Origin of the sequence: Pseudomonas brassicacearum, assembly GCF_003732175.1 — a bacterium.
Classification (GTDB): domain Bacteria; phylum Pseudomonadota; class Gammaproteobacteria; order Pseudomonadales; family Pseudomonadaceae; genus Aquipseudomonas; species Aquipseudomonas brassicacearum_G.
This window is the reverse complement of record NZ_MOBI01000006.1, coordinates 49,843-65,780: the sequence shown is the minus strand read 5'-3', so window position 1 is coordinate 65,780 and position 15,938 is coordinate 49,843. Positions and strand designations below refer to the sequence as shown.

Annotated in this window: 13 protein-coding genes and 1 tRNA gene; 3 read left to right on the top strand and 11 right to left on the bottom strand. The window is 59.2% G+C overall.

Annotation, left to right across the window (positions count from 1 at the left end):
- Window positions 1-133: 133 nt before the first annotated feature.
- Together gabT and gabD are read right to left on the bottom strand one after the other, a co-directional pair.
- Window positions 134-1,411: a 4-aminobutyrate--2-oxoglutarate transaminase gene (gabT, locus tag BK658_RS05685; RefSeq protein ID WP_103319459.1), complete on the bottom strand. Its 1,278-nt coding sequence runs from the start codon at window positions 1,409-1,411 to the stop codon at window positions 134-136.
- Between the two features lie 176 nt (window positions 1,412-1,587).
- Window positions 1,588-3,030, bottom strand: a complete 1,443-nt coding sequence (gabD, locus tag BK658_RS05680) for an NADP-dependent succinate-semialdehyde dehydrogenase (RefSeq protein ID WP_123581446.1) — start codon at window positions 3,028-3,030, stop codon at window positions 1,588-1,590.
- 349 nt (window positions 3,031-3,379) lie between these two features.
- Between gabD and BK658_RS05675 the strand changes: the two genes are divergently transcribed.
- Window positions 3,380-3,456, top strand: a tRNA-Arg gene (locus BK658_RS05675).
- A gap of 79 nt (window positions 3,457-3,535) precedes the next feature.
- Here BK658_RS05675 and BK658_RS05670 read toward each other — a convergent pair.
- Entirely contained in the window at window positions 3,536-4,519 is a 984-nt protein-coding gene (locus BK658_RS05670) for an AraC family transcriptional regulator ligand-binding domain-containing protein (RefSeq protein WP_123581445.1), read from the bottom strand.
- A 69-nt stretch (window positions 4,520-4,588) separates the two neighbouring features.
- On the opposite strand from BK658_RS05670, the gene BK658_RS05665 reads away from it, so the two are divergent.
- Entirely contained in the window at window positions 4,589-5,464 is an 876-nt protein-coding gene (locus BK658_RS05665) for a sterol desaturase family protein (RefSeq protein ID WP_123581444.1), read from the top strand.
- Between the two features lie 108 nt (window positions 5,465-5,572).
- Here BK658_RS05665 and BK658_RS30660 read toward each other — a convergent pair whose 3' ends face one another.
- Window positions 5,573-5,746: a winged helix-turn-helix transcriptional regulator gene (locus BK658_RS30660; protein WP_123581443.1), complete on the bottom strand. Its 174-nt coding sequence runs from the start codon at window positions 5,744-5,746 to the stop codon at window positions 5,573-5,575.
- A gap of 143 nt (window positions 5,747-5,889) precedes the next feature.
- On the opposite strand from BK658_RS30660, the gene BK658_RS05655 reads away from it, so the two are divergent.
- Complete coding sequence (locus BK658_RS05655; protein WP_123581442.1) at window positions 5,890-6,489, top strand: transglycosylase SLT domain-containing protein; 600 nt, start codon at window positions 5,890-5,892, stop codon at window positions 6,487-6,489.
- Here the strand turns inward: BK658_RS05655 and BK658_RS05650 are convergent, their stop codons facing one another.
- The 7 genes from BK658_RS05650 to BK658_RS05615 all read right to left on the bottom strand — a co-directional run bounded on the left by BK658_RS05650 (window position 6,490) and on the right by BK658_RS05615 (window position 15,898).
- A complete protein-coding gene (locus tag BK658_RS05650) occupies window positions 6,490-6,669 on the bottom strand; it encodes a hypothetical protein (protein ID WP_123581441.1) in 180 nt (59 codons plus the stop codon). It abuts the gene before it with no gap.
- A gap of 122 nt (window positions 6,670-6,791) precedes the next feature.
- Window positions 6,792-7,313 carry a poly-beta-1,6-N-acetyl-D-glucosamine biosynthesis protein PgaD gene (pgaD, locus tag BK658_RS05645; protein ID WP_123581440.1) on the bottom strand — a complete coding sequence of 174 codons (522 nt, stop codon included), beginning with the start codon at window positions 7,311-7,313 and terminating at the stop codon, window positions 6,792-6,794.
- Window positions 7,310-8,671 (bottom strand): poly-beta-1,6-N-acetyl-D-glucosamine synthase, encoded by a 1,362-nt coding sequence (pgaC, locus tag BK658_RS05640; protein ID WP_123581439.1) that lies wholly within the window; start codon window positions 8,669-8,671, stop codon window positions 7,310-7,312. The genes pgaD and pgaC overlap by 4 nt, the downstream gene beginning before the upstream one ends.
- Window position 8,672: 1 nt before the next feature.
- Complete coding sequence (gene pgaB / locus BK658_RS05635; protein WP_123581438.1) at window positions 8,673-10,670, bottom strand: poly-beta-1,6-N-acetyl-D-glucosamine N-deacetylase PgaB; 1,998 nt, start codon at window positions 10,668-10,670, stop codon at window positions 8,673-8,675.
- 12 nt (window positions 10,671-10,682) lie between these two features.
- Window positions 10,683-13,163, bottom strand: a complete 2,481-nt coding sequence (gene pgaA / locus BK658_RS05630; protein ID WP_123581437.1) for a poly-beta-1,6 N-acetyl-D-glucosamine export porin PgaA — start codon at window positions 13,161-13,163, stop codon at window positions 10,683-10,685.
- A 302-nt stretch (window positions 13,164-13,465) separates the two neighbouring features.
- Window positions 13,466-14,977: a YdgA family protein gene (locus tag BK658_RS05625; RefSeq protein WP_123581436.1), complete on the bottom strand. Its 1,512-nt coding sequence runs from the start codon at window positions 14,975-14,977 to the stop codon at window positions 13,466-13,468.
- 285 nt (window positions 14,978-15,262) lie between these two features.
- Window positions 15,263-15,898: an NADH:ubiquinone oxidoreductase subunit N gene (locus BK658_RS05615; RefSeq protein WP_123581434.1), complete on the bottom strand. Its 636-nt coding sequence runs from the start codon at window positions 15,896-15,898 to the stop codon at window positions 15,263-15,265.
- Between the last annotated feature and the right edge of the window lie 40 nt (window positions 15,899-15,938).

The following is a 15,938-nucleotide window of genomic DNA, read 5'->3' as shown; positions in this document are numbered from 1 at the left end:
TTCACTCCGAGACAATGCTTGCACCTTAGACAATGCTGGCCATTCGATACAGCGCAAAAGCCACCGATGTGTTTCAAGTGACAAAAAAAACCCGCCGAAGCGGGTTTTCTGTCGATCAGGTCACACTGGGCAATCAGAGCTCGGAGAAGCACTCTTCCATGATCGCCAGACCTTTATCCAGTTGCTCGTCCGGCGCAGTCAGCGGCACCAGTACACGCAGCACGTTGCCGTAAGTACCGCACGACAGCAGGATCAGACCCTTGTCGCGCGCCTTGGCCACGACTTTGGCGACGGCGGCGGCGTTAGGTTTGTGGCTGTCGCCGTTTTCAAACAGTTCAACCGCGATCATCGCGCCCAGGGCACGCACTTCACCGATCACCGGGTACTTGGCCTGGATAGCCTTGAGGCCAGTGACCAGACGCTCGCCGACTGCCTTGCAGCGATCCAGCAGGTGCTCTTCTTCGAACACTTCCATCACCGCCAGCGCAGCGGCGCAAGCGATCGGGCTACCGGCGTAGGTGCCACCCAGGCCGCCTGGAGCGATGGCGTCCATGTATTCAGCCTTGCCGCACACACCGGCCAGCGGGAAGCCGCCAGCGATGGATTTGGCGAAAGTGGTCAGGTCGGCCGCAACGCCCATCTGTTCCATGGCGAAGAAGGTACCGGTACGGCCAGCGCCGGTTTGTACTTCGTCAGCGATCAACAGAATGCCGTGCTGGTCGCACAGGGCACGCAGACGCTTCATGAACTCTTTCGGCGCAACGTAGAAACCACCTTCGCCCTGAACCGGCTCGATGATGATCGCAGCGATGTCACGCGGCTCGGCGTCGTTCTTGAAGATACGCTCGATGCTGGCGATCGAATCGTCGATGCTCACGCCATGCAGTTCGTTCGGGTACAGCGCGCGGAAGATGCCGCCTGGCATCAGGCCCATGCCGGCCGAGTAAGGCACGACTTTACCGGTCAGGCCCAGGGTCATCATGGTGCGACCGTGGTAAGCGCCGGTGAAGGCAATCACGCCGGCACGGCCAGTGGCGGCACGGGCGATCTTGATGGAGTTTTCCACGGCTTCGGAGCCGGTGGTCACCAGCAGGGTTTTCTTCGCGAAATCACCTGGAACCTTGGCGTTGATTTTTTCGCACAGCTCTACGTACGGTTCGTAAGCCAGCACCTGGAAGCAGGTGTGAGTCAGCTTGTTCAACTGCTCGGTCACGGCTGCGATGACTTTCGGGTGCAGGTGACCGGTGTTCAGCACGGCAATACCGCCGGCGAAGTCGATGAACTCGCGACCTTCAACGTCGGTCACGGTAGCGTTCTTCGCGTGGTCAGCGAAGATCGGGTGAATCTGGCCAACACCGCGTGGTACAGCAGCTTCGCGGCGTTTCATCAGGGATGCGTTGGTCTTGCTCATAAAGTCCTCATTCACCGCTCATCGGGCGGCGTGGTCCAAGGAATACGTGGCGGGGAGGCAACTACGGCAGCATGCGATGATCGACTGCCACAGCTTTCCCGGCCACCGAGAAATAACGTTTAAAGCCCGCAAAGGGACAGCGCTCTCGTGCCCTTTGCGTTTAATTCCTTACCTGATCAGATGCCCAGGCAGAGGTATTTGATTTCCAGGTAATCTTCGATGCCGTACTTGGAGCCTTCACGGCCCAGGCCCGAGGCCTTGATGCCGCCGAACGGCGCGACTTCGTTGGAGATCAACCCGGTGTTGACGCCGACCATGCCGTATTCCAGGGCTTCAGCCACACGGAACACACGGCCCAGGTCACGCGCATAGAAGTACGAGGCCAGACCGAACTCGGTGTCGTTCGACATCGCGATCACTTCGGCTTCGTCTTTGAAGCGGAACAGTGGCGCCAATGGACCGAAGGTTTCTTCCTTGGCCACAGCAGCGCTTTTCGGCACGTTGGTCAGGATGGTCGGTTCGAAGAAGTTGCCTTCCATGACCTTGCCACCGGCCAGCAGGGTCGCGCCTTTGCTCAGGGCATCAGCAATGTGCTCCTGAACCTTGGCCACCGCTTTGCCGTCGATTAACGGGCCAGTGGTGGTGCCTTCTTCTAGACCGTTGCCGATCTTGAGTTTGGCCACGGCCACTTTGAGTTTTTCAGCGAACGCGTCGTACACCGAATCCTGGATGTACAGGCGGTTGGCGCAGACGCAGGTCTGGCCGTTGTTGCGGTATTTGGAAATGATCGCGCCTTCGACGGCCTTATCCAGGTCCGCGTCGTCGAACACGATGAACGGAGCGTTGCCGCCCAGTTCCAGGGAGACTTTCTTGATGTCCTTGGCGCATTCGGCCATCAGCTGACGACCGATTTCGGTCGAGCCGGTGAAGGACAGCTTGCGCACGATCGGGTTGCTGGTCAGCTCGCTGCCGATGTCGCCGGCGCTGCCGGTCACAACGCTCAGCACGCCTTTCGGGATACCTGCACGCTGGGCCAGTTCAGCCAGGGCAAAGGCCGAGTAAGGCGTTTGCGAAGCAGGCTTGAGCACCATGGTGCAGCCTGCGGCCAGGGCCGGGCCGGCTTTACGGGTGATCATCGCAGCCGGGAAGTTCCACGGGGTGATCGCAGCGGTCACGCCGATCGGCTGCTTGATCACGATCAGGCGCTTGTCTGGCTGGTGGCCCGGAATCACGTCACCGTAGATGCGCTTGGCTTCTTCGGCGAACCATTCGATGAAGGATGCGGCGTAAACGATTTCGCCCTTGGCTTCGGCCAATGGCTTGCCCTGCTCCAGAGTCATCAGGCGAGCCAGGTCGTCCTGGTTCTCAATGATCAGTTCGAACCAGCGACGCAGCTTGTTCGCGCGCTCTTTGGCGGTCAGTGCACGCCAGGCCGGCAGCGCTTTGTCAGCGGCTTCGATGGCACGGCGGGTTTCGGCAGCGCCCATTTTCGGCACGGTGCCCAGAATTTCGCCCGTTGCCGGGTTGGTGACGTTAATCGTCTGACCGCTGTCCGCATCGACCCAAGCGCCATCAATGAAGGCTTGCTGGCGGAACAACAGGGTGTCTTTAAGCTGCATGTCGGCTTTCCTTAACAGCACCGCGCACGCGCGGAGCAAATTATGATTGTTGAAAGGCGCCTTGAAGGCTGCCGTCAGGGAAATCATTCACCGGGCTGAAGCACATAAATAGCGCACTATTGAAGCTCGTGCGGTTCAGCACCCAGACAAGAGCGTTTGAAATCTCAAACGAATCCTAGGATCAAAGGGGGTAAAGGACAATAGGCTGTTCGAAAAAAAGAACGAAAACGCCGCATTTGCCCTATTTTTCTGATCAACGTAGTAACCACCCGCTCAGCGGGCGCGAAACATCAGGCTATTCAGCAGCATGGACGCCCGCAGCGCATATGAGTATCATGGCGCCCGCATTGCACCAGTAGCTCAGCTGGATAGAGTACTGCCCTCCGAAGGCAGGGGTCGTGGGTTCGAATCCCGCCTGGTGCACCATATAGCAGTCTAGATCTGTCTCAGACAGTCTACGAAACACCCCAAGAGGCCCGCCCCGTGCGGGCTTTCTTGTTTCTGGCTATCCTTCCCTGTCTGCCCCTATAACGTCACGCCTCCATCGTTTACGCGCATGCAGATACGCAGCCAGGTCCCCGTAACCCAGCTGACTGGCAATTTGCGCGCGGTTCTCACCCAGAAATTCAAGATGCTGTTCCAGCTCGGCCCTCACCAGGTCGAGCAGCAGGCGGAATGTCATGCCTTGCTCTTCCATGCGCCGGCGCAGAGTACGCGGGCTCTGGTGCAGAGCCTCTGCCTGATTTTCCAGGCTGGGTACCACGCCGCGCGCCAGGCTTTGTCGCATGCCGGCCGCGACTTTTCCGGTCCAGCCATTGAGCTGGAGATGCCGGGCAATCCGTCGGTCCATTTCACTGCGCAACAACTCCGCCATTCCATCGTGTCGCGTCAGCAAAGGTAACCGCAAGACGCTCGGGTCGTAATACAGGCAGTTATGCGCGCACTCAAACACGATGTTATCCCCGAACCATCGGGCGTATTCGGCGTGGTAGGTTGGTCGCGGATGGGCGAAGTGAGCCAGCACCGGCCGGACCGGTTCGCCCGTGGCTTTGCGCAGTTGGGTCACCGCCATCACGCAGTAATGTTCCACCACGTAGCGGGCCAGTTTGGCGGGGGCGTCGATACGCAATTCTACGCCCAGACCATTGGCATCGTTGATCAGCTTGACGCTGTCCATATCCGACGCCAGCCCCGCATAGTCACACCAGCACTGGATGGCTGCGCTGACGTCCGGGCAATACATGCAGATGTACGTCAGCTCGTGGCAGTCCTGCGGCGTGAACCCGGCGAACAGGTGCAGGCCTATGGCGGGATCTTGTTGTGCCGCCGCCGTCCACAATTGCTCAAGCTCAAGCAGGCTGTAATCACGTCGGTTATTGCGTGTCTGCTTATGCAGTACACGTTCCAGAACCTGTCCGAGCTGCCCTCGATGAAAACGGCGGGCTGGCTGATTGGCCTCTTCTCGAGTGATTTTGTCCATTTCGCACATGTTGTCCGGAAGGCTCATGGTTTCTTATTGCTCAGGCAATGCCCAAGTCGGGCCTGACTCGAGATTGCCATGAATACAATAATGCTCGTCAACAATCCAATTCTGGTCGTCGCCGGAATTTTTCTGGGCTTCATCCTGCTGGAAATTGCGTGCGCCTGTTTCCGCCAACCCAAAGGTCAGCGCCGCGATACGCTGATCGAGGTCATTGGTTCGTCGCTCCTGCTGGGTGTCACCTTTCCATTGGTGATGTTCCTCAGCAACCTGCTGCTCGGCGGTCTGGTTCCTCAACTCAAGAACAGCCTGGCCAACATTCACTGGGTGGCCGGCCTCGGGTTGTTTCTGCTGTTCGATGACTTGACCCAGTACTGGTGGCATCGCCTGACCCATCGATTGCCGTTTCTCTATGCCCTGCATCGCGCTCATCATTCGGCGCCCTACATGAGCATTCGCATCGTTTACCGAAACAACAGCTTTTACTACCTGCTGATGCCAGGCATCTGGCTGGCCGGAGCCCTCATCTACCTGGGCCTGGCACCGGTTTACTACGGTTACTTGATCGTCAAGATGACGGTAATCTTCGCCGCGCACAGCGGCGTCGCCTGGGACGAAAAACTCTACCGCATTCCGGCCTTGCGTCCGCTGATGTGGGTCCTCGAACGAACCATTTCGACCCCCGCCACCCATGCGGCCCATCATGGTTTGAACGCTAATGATGGCGTGACCCACTACAAGGGAAACTTCGGCAACCTGCTGTTCTTCTGGGACGTGCTGTTCGGCACGGCCAAGATCACCCGGCGTCGCCCCTCGACCTATGGCATTGAGGATCTGCATCCGGTGACGTGGCAGCAGGAGCTGTTCTGGCCGCTGGTTCGTTCGCCAAAACGAGTGCGGCAAGGCGATCTCAAGCAAGAGAAAAAAGCGCACTCAATATCGTCTGGGTCTTGAGTTCGGAGTTTTTTTTAGGTGCCAGGAAAGAGGCTCACCTGTCGGGTTCTTGAGAAAAATGGTCGGCTACACGACTCTGTGTCACGCATTCGGCTTTACCAATCTCAGTTATTTGAGCACTTCCCAATATCCGATTTTCGTTGGGCCCACATGCCGGATTACCCCGGCTACCCGCAGTTTGTCCAGATGATATTTGACGCCATCAGGGCTCAGGCCGAGCTGTTTCGCCAGCTCGCGCCGGACGGTCAACACAGCCACGACCTGCCCTCGCGCCGGTTCCATGCTGATTTCTTAGGTAGTTTCTTGGGTGGTTTCTTGGGTAGTCTGTGGTTTGGCGGCTGGCTTGTTCGCAAACAACGATCGCGCTGTATCCCCCACCCTGTTTTTAACCGATAAGGATTGGCCAACCGCCAAGTGAGTGTTTTTTGCACGGACGTTTTTTAGTCGTACTCATCGCCTTGGGCTTGTTGGCGGGTTGTTCGACGACACCGCCAAGAGAGCAAAGCAACCTTTGCAGCATCTACCGCCAATACCCGGCCTGGTACGAAGATTCGCTGAAAATGGAGAAGGCCTGGGGCCTGCCACCGCATGTGGCGATGGCGATCATCAAACAGGAAAGCAGCTTTGTGCACGATGCCCTGCCCCCTCGCTACTACTTTTTGTGGGTCATTCCCTGGGGACGGGTCAGCTCGGCATACGGCTATGCCCAGGCGCAGGATCCGGTGTGGGGCGAGTACAAGAGCGCGACCGGCAACGGCGGTTCGCGTGACAACTTTGACGACGCGATCATGTTCGTCGGCTGGTACGTCGCCGGCACTCAGCGTCAGTTGGGGGTATCCAAGTGGGACGCCTACAGCCAGTACCTTGCCTACCATGAAGGACGTGGCGGGTTCAGTCGCCAGAGCTATCTGCAAAAACCCTGGCTGGTGCAGGTCGCGCGCAAGGTTGAGCAACAGGCGAAAGACTATGGCTGGCAACTCCGGCAATGCAGGGGCGAGCTGGAGAGCAACCGCAGTTGGTGGTAGTCATGCCCTGGATGACTTTTCATCCACGACATCCACCTCGGCAGGCTCCTCCTCGTCGTCATCCTCTTCATCGTCGTCGAGAAGAAAGTCCTTGCGCGCTTCAGTGATCGCCCGACGCATTTCTTCGCCCTTGATCGGGCAGTTGAGCAATTGGGCAATGCGGTCTATTCGTTGTGTCACAGCTGGCCTCCAACGCACCAGTAATTGGCTCGATAGTGCTCGCTTTCGACGAACGACGCCAATGCCCTGAACACTCAGACCGCAATAGCCCTGTAAAACTTTCAGTCAAACCTTACCGCAGCTCACGTCACAGGCATCTGATCGTCATTTGCCGCCAACACCAACGCCTTCTGATGCACCAGTGAGGCCGGCGGGTGCAACTGCTTCTGGAGCTCGGGATCGATGCGCAAGAAGCGTGGGACAACGTGGCTGACGTCGCCGTCTTCGTTGTTGTGGATCACCATGGTTCCCAGATCGCGCAGCTGAGCCAGATGCTCTTCGGTCAGGTTGAAGCTTATGCTCAAGTCTTTGTCATCGATCACCGGTGCCGGTAGACGACGCTGGGCGAAGCTTTTGCTCTTGCGGTGCTGGTAACGCGCCCAGGAGATCAGGACCACCGCGTTGAACAGCGCCACCCACAAGTAGATTTGCAGCGTGCCAAGGTCGTCGAGCATCGTCGATTCGATACGCAACCCTTCGTGGGTATCAATCAATGGCCAGAGGCCGCTTACCAGCAGGTACAGCAAGCCGAACCAGGCCAATACCGTGAAAAAGGCATCGATGACGACCAGAAATGGTCGTTGACGGGTTCTGATGATTTTCATTTGCTGAACTCCTCGTCATCGTCATCCTCATTCAGCGGCTTGATGCCACGGTCGGGACTGACCCAGCGAGCACGCTTCTGATGTTGGCCAAACAGAACTTTGGGGAAGCTGACCAGGGTGGTGAGCAGGCTGATGAACCAGAACACCAACGGATACCAGACCACCCAGAACATGGTTTTCCACAGCCCGCGCTCGTAGCGACGGTCGATCAGGATGCTGACCGCGAATTGCAGCAAGCAAACCATCGCCAGCAACAGCCCGGTGAAGGCCGGCGGCAGCAAGTGGTGCACGGCAATGGCGGCCGGCATGTCGACGAACTTGCCCACGCCCCAGAAAATCACCGACAGCAAAAAGGCGAAGGCCCAGCCGGTGGACAGGCAGTACTCGAACAGCAGCGGCCAGAGGTAGCGATGGCGGTATTGCCAGATGCCGCGGATGTTTTTGAACAGCACCTCGGCGCCGCCCTGGGCCCAACGCAAACGCTGCTTCCACAACCCGGACAGGGTTTCCGGCATCAGAATCCAGCACAGTGCGCGTGGCTCGTAGAAGATGCTCCAGTGATCCAGTTGCAGCTTCCAACTGATGTCGATGTCTTCGGTGATCATGTCCGGGCTCCAATAGCCGACCCGATGCAACGCCGAACGACGGAACGCCACAATCACCCCGGACACGGTAAAAATCCGCCCGAAGACCCGTTGGGTGCGCTTGATCAAACCGATGATCGAAGAGAACTCGCCGACCTGAACACGCCCGACCAGCGTTGAACGGGTTCGAATCCGTGGGTTGCCGGTCACCGCACCAAGCCGGGCGTTGTCCAGCATGGGAGCCACCAGATAGGCCGCCGTGTTCGGCGCGAGCAAGGCATCGCCGTCAATACACACCAGGTACTCACTGCGCGCGGCAATGGCGCCCATGCGCAAGGCCACCGCTTTGCCCTGGTTTTCCGCCAGGTGCAACACCCGCAGGCGCGGGTCCTCGGCAGCGATAGCATCGAGGACGGCGGCGGTGTTGTCCTTGGAGCCGTCGTTGATGGCGATCACTTCGATGTTCGGGTAATGCTGGCCCAGCGCGGCGTGAATGGTATCGGCCGCGTTATCGCCCTCGTTGTAGCAAGGGATGAGGATCGAAATCAGCGGCTCACCCGCCAGCGGCGGTGGCAGCGTATCGTCCTTCCACGGCCAGTGGCGCTCCCAGTGCAGCCAGAAATACAGGCCACCGGCGATCCACAGTCCGGACATGAACAGCGGATAGAAAAACACGAAGTCCATCAAGAATTGCCCGGTGACCAGAAAGATCAGCCCCAGGGGAATCCCCAGGACGATCGCCAGGACCAGCAGAGCTAGAAGTCTATCCCGCATGTTATGGATTCCACTTGTCGGAGAGCGCGGGACGCACGGTTTTCAGGTCCGGCTGGTTCTCAAGGAAGTTGTCCGGGTAGTAACCGAAACTGGTCGCTCCCTGGCGTTTGAGGCGACCCATCCAGTCAGTCAGTTGCCCGCCATCGATGTCGGCGCCGCTTTTCTTCGTCCAGTCCCGGGCCTGCAATTCGAACACCGTGCGCTCCAGTGCTCCCGGCCGGACCTTGACCGTGGCCACCAACTCTTCGAGCCATTCACCCGATTGCTTGAGGGGTTTACCTTCCATCAACGGCATAGCCATCGGTGCGGTCCAGTCGTAGGTGCCGAGGAAGTCGTCGAGGTTCTGCGCGAACCAAGCCTCACTGGGCGGATTGAGCATCGGTTCGGCGAAGATGTTGCGCGCCGTCAGCACCTGTGGCCCACGAATGGCGCGAACCTTGGCGGTGAGCTCTTTGGTGAAGTCGATCAGGTAGCGACTCTTGAACCGAGTCCAGCGCTGCATCATCGCCGGATCATCGCGCAGGGCCGCCATCGCCCCCGGCAAGCCGTTGGCCGCATAGGTGCGCAAGGCCTCGGGACTGGCGTCCTCGAAGTCCGACAGCACTGCATCGTCGTGGTAGAGGATGCCGTCGACCGAGGTCAGACGCGCCACGTCCTCGTAGATTTCACCGATGATGCGCCGCACGTTCGGGTCGAACGGCGACAGCCGTCGATACTGTCCCGGGTCAACCGAGGTCTGGCCTGTGGCCGGGTCCCAACGGGTGACCCGGGGCAGTTTTGGATCGAGGGCAAAGCTGAGCACCGGCATCCAGGCAAAAACCTTGACGTGGGCGCGAGTACGCAACTGCCAGGCCACCCGGTCGAAGATGTCGGCGCGAACCGGAAGGTGGCGGTTCGGGAAGTACAACGAGTGCACCAGACCGTCGCCCTGTGGATCGGCGAAGGCTTGCAGGAACACGGTGTTGGCGCCCATGTCGGCCATGCGCTGGATCAGCTTGCCCAGATTGACTTCCTGCTGGGCCGGGTCCGGGTCATAAACGTTGTCCAGGTCGACATGCACCACGCGCATCGGTGAGCTGGACTGCACCGCGACGATGCTGTTGGCAAAGTGTTCGCCATCCGGGTCCGAGGCCACCAGGAAACGCGGACTGCTCATCAGGTTGTCGAGTGCATCGAGCCCGTCATCCAGGGTCAGGGCCATCTGGTAACCCTGGGAATCAACCACCTGCAATGCGGTGCCATCGGCCGTGCCGTACGGCCAGACCCATACACGCGGGTTATAACCGGTAGCCTTGCGGATTTTTTCGGTAATGGTGACCACGTCCTTGCGCAGACGAGCCTGGAAATCCGCTTCCGACTCATAGCGACCGGTCGCAGCGTCATAACGACGAGTCGCCGCCGCCGGCTGCAGGTTGCCTTGCGGATTGGCCAGGATGCCTTTGTGGCTGGCGTCGGTGTGAGCGGCGATTTCCACCAGCCCGGACCTGGAAATTTCAGTGATCTGCGTCCAGGTCAAAAACTCCGAACGCGGTCGCATATCACCTGCGAAGTCCACGAGCTTATCCGGTGGTGTATCGATCCAGGTACCGACGGGCGCCAGCAAGGCATGCCAGTTATAGGCCCGCAGCACCGGTAGCACACGGGTGTAGAAGCTCGAATAACCATCGTCGAAACTCAACAGAATGGCTTTGGCTGGCAGTTCGGCCCCCCCCTTGCGCGCGGCGATGATCTGATCGACGGTGACGGGTTTGTAGCCGTTCTCACGCAGCCACGCGAGCTGCTCGATCATCCGCTCGGTGCGCACCGCAACGAGCGCCTGATCAGGGTCGCGGTCTTCGACATCGTGATAGGCAATTCCCAACACATGGTTTTTCGGCCATGGCGCTTCATTGGCCGGCAGCGGTCGCTGTGCCGGTGGCGCAAAGGTCGGGGCTTGCCGGGCGCAGGCGCTGATCAGCAAAACGCCCAGCAGAAGGATGCAACGGGTCATCAGAGGCATCTTCAAACTCTTCTAGAAACGGTAGGTAAGGTCGACGAGCAGGCGCAGATCGGTTTCTCGATCGCCGTCGAAGGGCCGGTTGATCGCGCTCAGCGCGGCACCGACCTCGAACACATCATTCCAGCTCAAGCGCTGGCCGTAGCTGAGCAGGCCTACACCGCCAGTGGAGTAATCACGCTGGCTGTATGTACCGGCACCGACCTGGAACTGCTGACTCCACGAAGTTTCGTAGCGGTGATAGAGCACGTGATTGACGCTGACCGTCGGCAGGACGCTGAAGTCCGACTTGGGGTTGAAGTAGGGAACGTCCTCATTCTTGCTGTTGTGGCTGGTGCCGACCTCCAGACCGAGGTCGACCTGCACCCCCGGCGCGCTGTACACGCCTTCGCGTCCGGTCAGCAATGCTTCGAGACGATTGTTGCCATCGCTGAAGTGCGACGGGCTGACCGCCAGTTTCCACTCGCGGCTTTCGTTGGCGCGCCAGCGCAGGAAACCGCTGCCGCCGTTGGCGGTGACGTCACTGTTCAGTGCCCGCAGCGGCGTATTGGCCGAGAGGTAGTCGAGGCTGCCGCCATACTGCCAGGCATCATTGATGTCACGGGCAATCGACAGGCGCGCGCCCTGTTTGTTGCCATAGCCGAAGTCGTGATTGGAGACTTCCGCTTCCAGTGTCATATCGCGGGTTCGGCGCTCGATACCAAGCCGTTCGACACGGTCACGACCGGTGCCTTCCTGGAAGTCACCAGTGGCATAACCGGCACTTGCAAACACACGCCAGTCCTCATCGATCGGTGGACTGTAGAGCGTGGTCTCAATGCCAAAGTCCTTGCTGCCAGCGACTGCACCGGCACCGTTGCTGCCACCGCCATAACTCTTGCCGCCATAAGTCGACACGCGCAGTTCGGCCATGTCGTGCACCTCACGCTGACGCTTCAAACGCTGCACCGCACGGTTGTCCGGGAATCGCGCAGCGACGTCATCGGTCAACGCATCGAGCTGGCGCCACTCCTGCAAATCCTGCGCGGTATGCCCTTGCGCGACTTCCAGACCGATATCTCGCGGCGCCATGCTCTCGGTTTCCTTGAGCAGATTTTCTGCACGGCGTGGCCAGGCACGCGCCAGGTAGACATTCGCCTGCGCCAGACGCAAACCGACGTTGCCCGGTGCTTGTTCGACCAAGGCATCCAGGCCTTGCTGGCTAGCGGGCAAGTTACCGCTATAGATGCCCGCCTGGGCGGCCAGTTGTTGCGCGTCCATCCATGAATCGTTGGGATTGCCGATCGGCAAGCCTTTGAGCTCCACCCGCGAGCTCTGAGTCTTGGCCAGGTTTTCGGCGACGGTGCGTGCTTCCTGCGGTTTGTCGCTTTCCATCAAGGCGTAGAACAGCGCCGTGGTGTCTTCTACCCGGTCAGCCGGGTCGGCGTCCGGTGCGACCAGCACTTGGCGATACAAGTCTGTCGCGACGTCCGGTTGACGTTGATCCAGATAGGAAGCCGCCACCCAACGCATGGCGTAGGTTGGAATTTTCACGTTTTCAGCGAGCAGTTTCTGGTATTCGCCGATGACCTCAGCCGTGCGCGCGCGGGCCTTGAGTGCGCCCATGCGGTCGATGCGCCAACGAACCACGTCGTCGTGAGCCTGTGCATCCGGGGTCCAGGTCGCCAGCAACTGGTCGTAGTCGCTCAAGGCACGATCGGCGATGTCGTAACGTTCTTTTTCACTGCGCGTGGCAAATTCCGCCAGCCGCACGCGCTCTGCCGCCACATCACCTTCGAGGCGGCGCTGCGTCACCGGATCGATCAATCCCGGACGTTGACGGGCCAGACGCAAAGCCGGCTCTGGCAGCCGTGCGCGTTGCAGGGCGAAAACGTATTCGCGGGCGACGTCAGGTTTGCTCCCGGCGCGGATGAACGCCTGGTCGTATTCGAACAACGCGTCATAGGTCGCACCGGAACGGGTCAAGGCGTAGCCCAGCGCCAGGCGCCGGGCCGGATCGTCAGGTTTGGCCGCGACGAGAGCCTTGGCATGGTTGACGGCCTCGACGGGGTTTCCAGAATCAGCCTGGGTCATGGCCAGGCCGAGTTGCAGGTCAGCATTCGCAGGCTCGAGCGCCAGTGCCTTGCGGTAGAGCTCGGTGGCAGAGTCCCAGCGCTTGAGATTGCGGTAGGCACGAGCGGTGGCGGTCAGCGCCTGAATCGGCAGCACCCGGTTGCGCCCCTGGGTTTCATAGACCTGAACCACTTCGGCGTCGAGACCGGCCCAACTGGCGATCTGCAAATGGTCGCTGATCTGGCCGGTGGTCACCTGGTTAGCAGGCACGTTGCGTAACAGCGTCAACACCGGTGCGTAGTTACCAGTACGCGCATCGCGAATCATTTGGTCGTAGGCGGTATCCGCGAACGCCAGACTCGGCCAAAGCAGTTGGCTGCACAAAGCCACGCGAATCAGAGGGCGCAAGCCAAGAACAATAAAAGGACGAGTAATACGTGGCATTCGTCAGCATCCTTACATGGCGAGCCGGAGTCTCATACCCCCCTTGCCTGGTTCGAAACGGGAAGTCGGGCAATCACCCGACAAGGTTTTGCAAACGCAGTATTTCACGCAAGGTTAGACCACTATCAGGAACACAACATTTGTTCAGATTCAGTACAACGGCTTAACCCCCGTGCGCCCTACAGCCTTGATTTGCGGGCACCAGACAGCAAAACGCCCAGCCAATCCGCAAGTTCGGATGGCCGGGCGCTAGCTTGTAAGCTGCGGTCTAGAGCGTTCGCTTAAGTCCAGCGGTGGGTCGTTTACTGGGGTGCGCCAGCAGTGTTGAGCTTGCTCATCACGAAACCGACAAACTGTTCGACGGTCATCTTCTGGCCGTTGAAGTCCACCTGATTATTGGCGTAGTGCAGTTTGGAAACGATGTTGTTGCCGTCCAGCGTCGCCAGTTGCGTACCGACAGCCATGCTGCTGACCATGTCGCTGGTCGCAGCGGCTTGATCGGCAACGGCTTTGACGTCGGTCTGGCCTTCCATCTGCGCCTGCACCGTCACCAGATCGGTGATCATCGGCTTGGAGATCTTCAGATTGAAGTCCAGCAGGGCAATCATTTGCTTGCCCAACTGGTCGGGTGGCAGGTCCAGCGATGTCGGCTTGGTCAGGTCAATCACCAGGCTGGCACGGCTTTCACCGTTCGGGGTGGTGAACGAAAAGTTCTCCAGCGCGACCTGTGGCTGGGCAGCCAGCAGTGTCTCCAGGCTCGCCTTGACCTGTGCCTGCTCGGCTTCGGTCAGGTTCAGCTCGGGCGCTGGTTCACCCGCTGCGGCAGCGGCAGCGGCGGCCGCTTCGTAGGGCTGCAGTTTGTTCTGGTAGATCTGCACCAGCGACAGCGTCGACGGGATATCGAGGTTTTTCATGCTCCAGGCCATTTTCGCGGAGCCGAGGGGCTTGTCGTTGAGGGCGATTTCGCCAATCTTGTAATCGGCACGCCCTGCCGCGTTGGTCCCGGACTCGGTGGTCGAGCTCTTCATTTCAGCGTTTTTGAAGGTCATCACCGACTGTTTGTCGCCAAAGGTAGTCCTGGTGCTGGTCAGCTCGACGACGTTTTCCCCCAGGTAGTAGCCATAGCTACTTTTGCTGAGGTTGCTGGCCAGGGTCAGGCCATTCAATTCGACTTTCACCGGGGACTGATCTTCGCCAACGCTGGTCAGCGTGAGGCTGTCCATGTAACCGTCCACCTTGACCTTCTGTGCCTGGGCGCTGGCCGACACGTCGAGGTTCAGACCGGAGAACTTCAGCGTGGACTTGTCGTCCAGTGCCGTGTCGACAGGCAGCAGTTCAAGGTTGCCGCTGGTGGCACGGTCATAGCCGATGTTGACCACACCCTTGAGTGGAGACGCGTCCTTGGTGGCGGCGAACCACTTTTCGGTGGTCGGGGTCTTTTCCAGCGAATAGTGATTCGTCGCCATGACCGGCAGCCATTTCAGCGACACCAGACGCGAGAATGGCAGTGGGCCGTGTTCGATATGGTCAACGAACAACAGCTCTACGCCTTCCGGGTTCTCGCCAAACATTTCGCCCTGGCCCTTGAGGCGGTAGTGCGCGGTGCTGCTGAACAATTGGCGATCCAGCGACACCAGCTCCAGGGTCGCGGTGCCTTTGGAACCGACCATCGCCGTTTGCAGCTCTTTGTTGGCGTCGGCGATCGAGGTTTGCAGCACCCCTTCCAGTTTCGTGCCGGTGTACCAGGCGCCGCCGGCGCTGATTGCGCCGATGGCGACGACGATTCCCAGAAGTACGCCTGCTGATTTATTCATGAATAACCCGATCAATGTCCGTTGTTGAAAGTGTGGTCGTCTTCCCTGAACCCTCGACGGGTTGCGGCTAGACTCCGCTAAAAGTGCGATGAGATTAGCATTTGTGCCGTGGAGCGGCCCAATGATTAAAGGTGAAAGAGTGTCTATGGAGCGCGGGGCGGGATTTGCGTTGCTTACTCGATCGCCATCGCGAGCAGGCTCGCTCCCACAGGGGATTTGCGTTGATCACAGATCCAATGTGGGAGCGAGCCTGCTCGCGATGGCGGTAGTCCTGCCAACATCGGATCAGGAATACTGCACTTCGATCTCATCGAGCTGATGATCAAAGCTTTTCAGCCGTGCCGTCCACGTATAGACCAGCACTTCAAAATCCCGATTGATCACCGCGCCATTGGGTGATTCCGAGCGCGGGTCGCAAAAATCCAGTTGATAGCGTTCGCGGGCCATGGCGTTGGCCACGTCAGACAGTTCGCGGGCGTTGTTCAGCCAGTGCCAGCCTTCATCGGTGACCTGTTTGTCGAGGGCCAGGCATTGGGTTTTGAGCGCTTCGAGGCTTTTTTCCAGCGGGGTGCCAGTGAGTTCGCCCATGACTTCCTGGAAAGTGCGCCCCGGTTGCCAGTAACTGCCCCAGAAATACCGGTCGAATACCGTTTCAACCCGGCGCAACGCCACCTTGGTGTCCCAGATCAGCACCAGGGTCTTGCCTTGTTCGAGTTGTTTTTTCTTGATCCGCCGGGTTTGCAGCGAAGCCCAGGCGACGACTGCGATCGACATCACCCCGATCAGCGCACTGGCACTGTCGAGAAAGATCAAAGCCTTATCAAGCTGGTGCGCCAGCATCACGCCATAAAAATACGTAGCCGAGAGCAGCACCAGCGCGACAATTGCGCACCAGAAGCCGGGAGCATAAGGGTTTTTCATTATTGGAATCCCCATGACCAATGCGAGCTTTGACTGCCGG

What these genes read in the sequence shown, in the direction of transcription:
- gabT (WP_103319459.1), bottom strand. Translation starts at nt 1,411, where the DNA reads ATGAGCAAGACCAACGCATCCCTGATGAAACGCCGCGAAGCTGCTGTA.
- gabD (WP_123581446.1), bottom strand. Translation starts at nt 3,030, where the DNA reads ATGCAGCTTAAAGACACCCTGTTGTTCCGCCAGCAAGCCTTCATTGAT.
- BK658_RS05670 (WP_123581445.1), bottom strand. Translation starts at nt 4,519, where the DNA reads ATGTGCGAAATGGACAAAATCACTCGAGAAGAGGCCAATCAGCCAGCC.
- BK658_RS05665 (WP_123581444.1), top strand. Translation starts at nt 4,589, where the DNA reads ATGAATACAATAATGCTCGTCAACAATCCAATTCTGGTCGTCGCCGGA.
- BK658_RS30660 (WP_123581443.1), bottom strand. Translation starts at nt 5,746, where the DNA reads ATGGAACCGGCGCGAGGGCAGGTCGTGGCTGTGTTGACCGTCCGGCGC.
- pgaD (WP_123581440.1), bottom strand. Translation starts at nt 7,313, where the DNA reads ATGAAAATCATCAGAACCCGTCAACGACCATTTCTGGTCGTCATCGAT.
- pgaC (WP_123581439.1), bottom strand. Translation starts at nt 8,671, where the DNA reads ATGCGGGATAGACTTCTAGCTCTGCTGGTCCTGGCGATCGTCCTGGGG.
- pgaB (WP_123581438.1), bottom strand. Translation starts at nt 10,670, where the DNA reads ATGCCTCTGATGACCCGTTGCATCCTTCTGCTGGGCGTTTTGCTGATC.
- pgaA (WP_123581437.1), bottom strand. Translation starts at nt 13,163, where the DNA reads ATGCCACGTATTACTCGTCCTTTTATTGTTCTTGGCTTGCGCCCTCTG.
- BK658_RS05625 (WP_123581436.1), bottom strand. Translation starts at nt 14,977, where the DNA reads ATGAATAAATCAGCAGGCGTACTTCTGGGAATCGTCGTCGCCATCGGC.
- BK658_RS05615 (WP_123581434.1), bottom strand. Translation starts at nt 15,898, where the DNA reads ATGAAAAACCCTTATGCTCCCGGCTTCTGGTGCGCAATTGTCGCGCTG.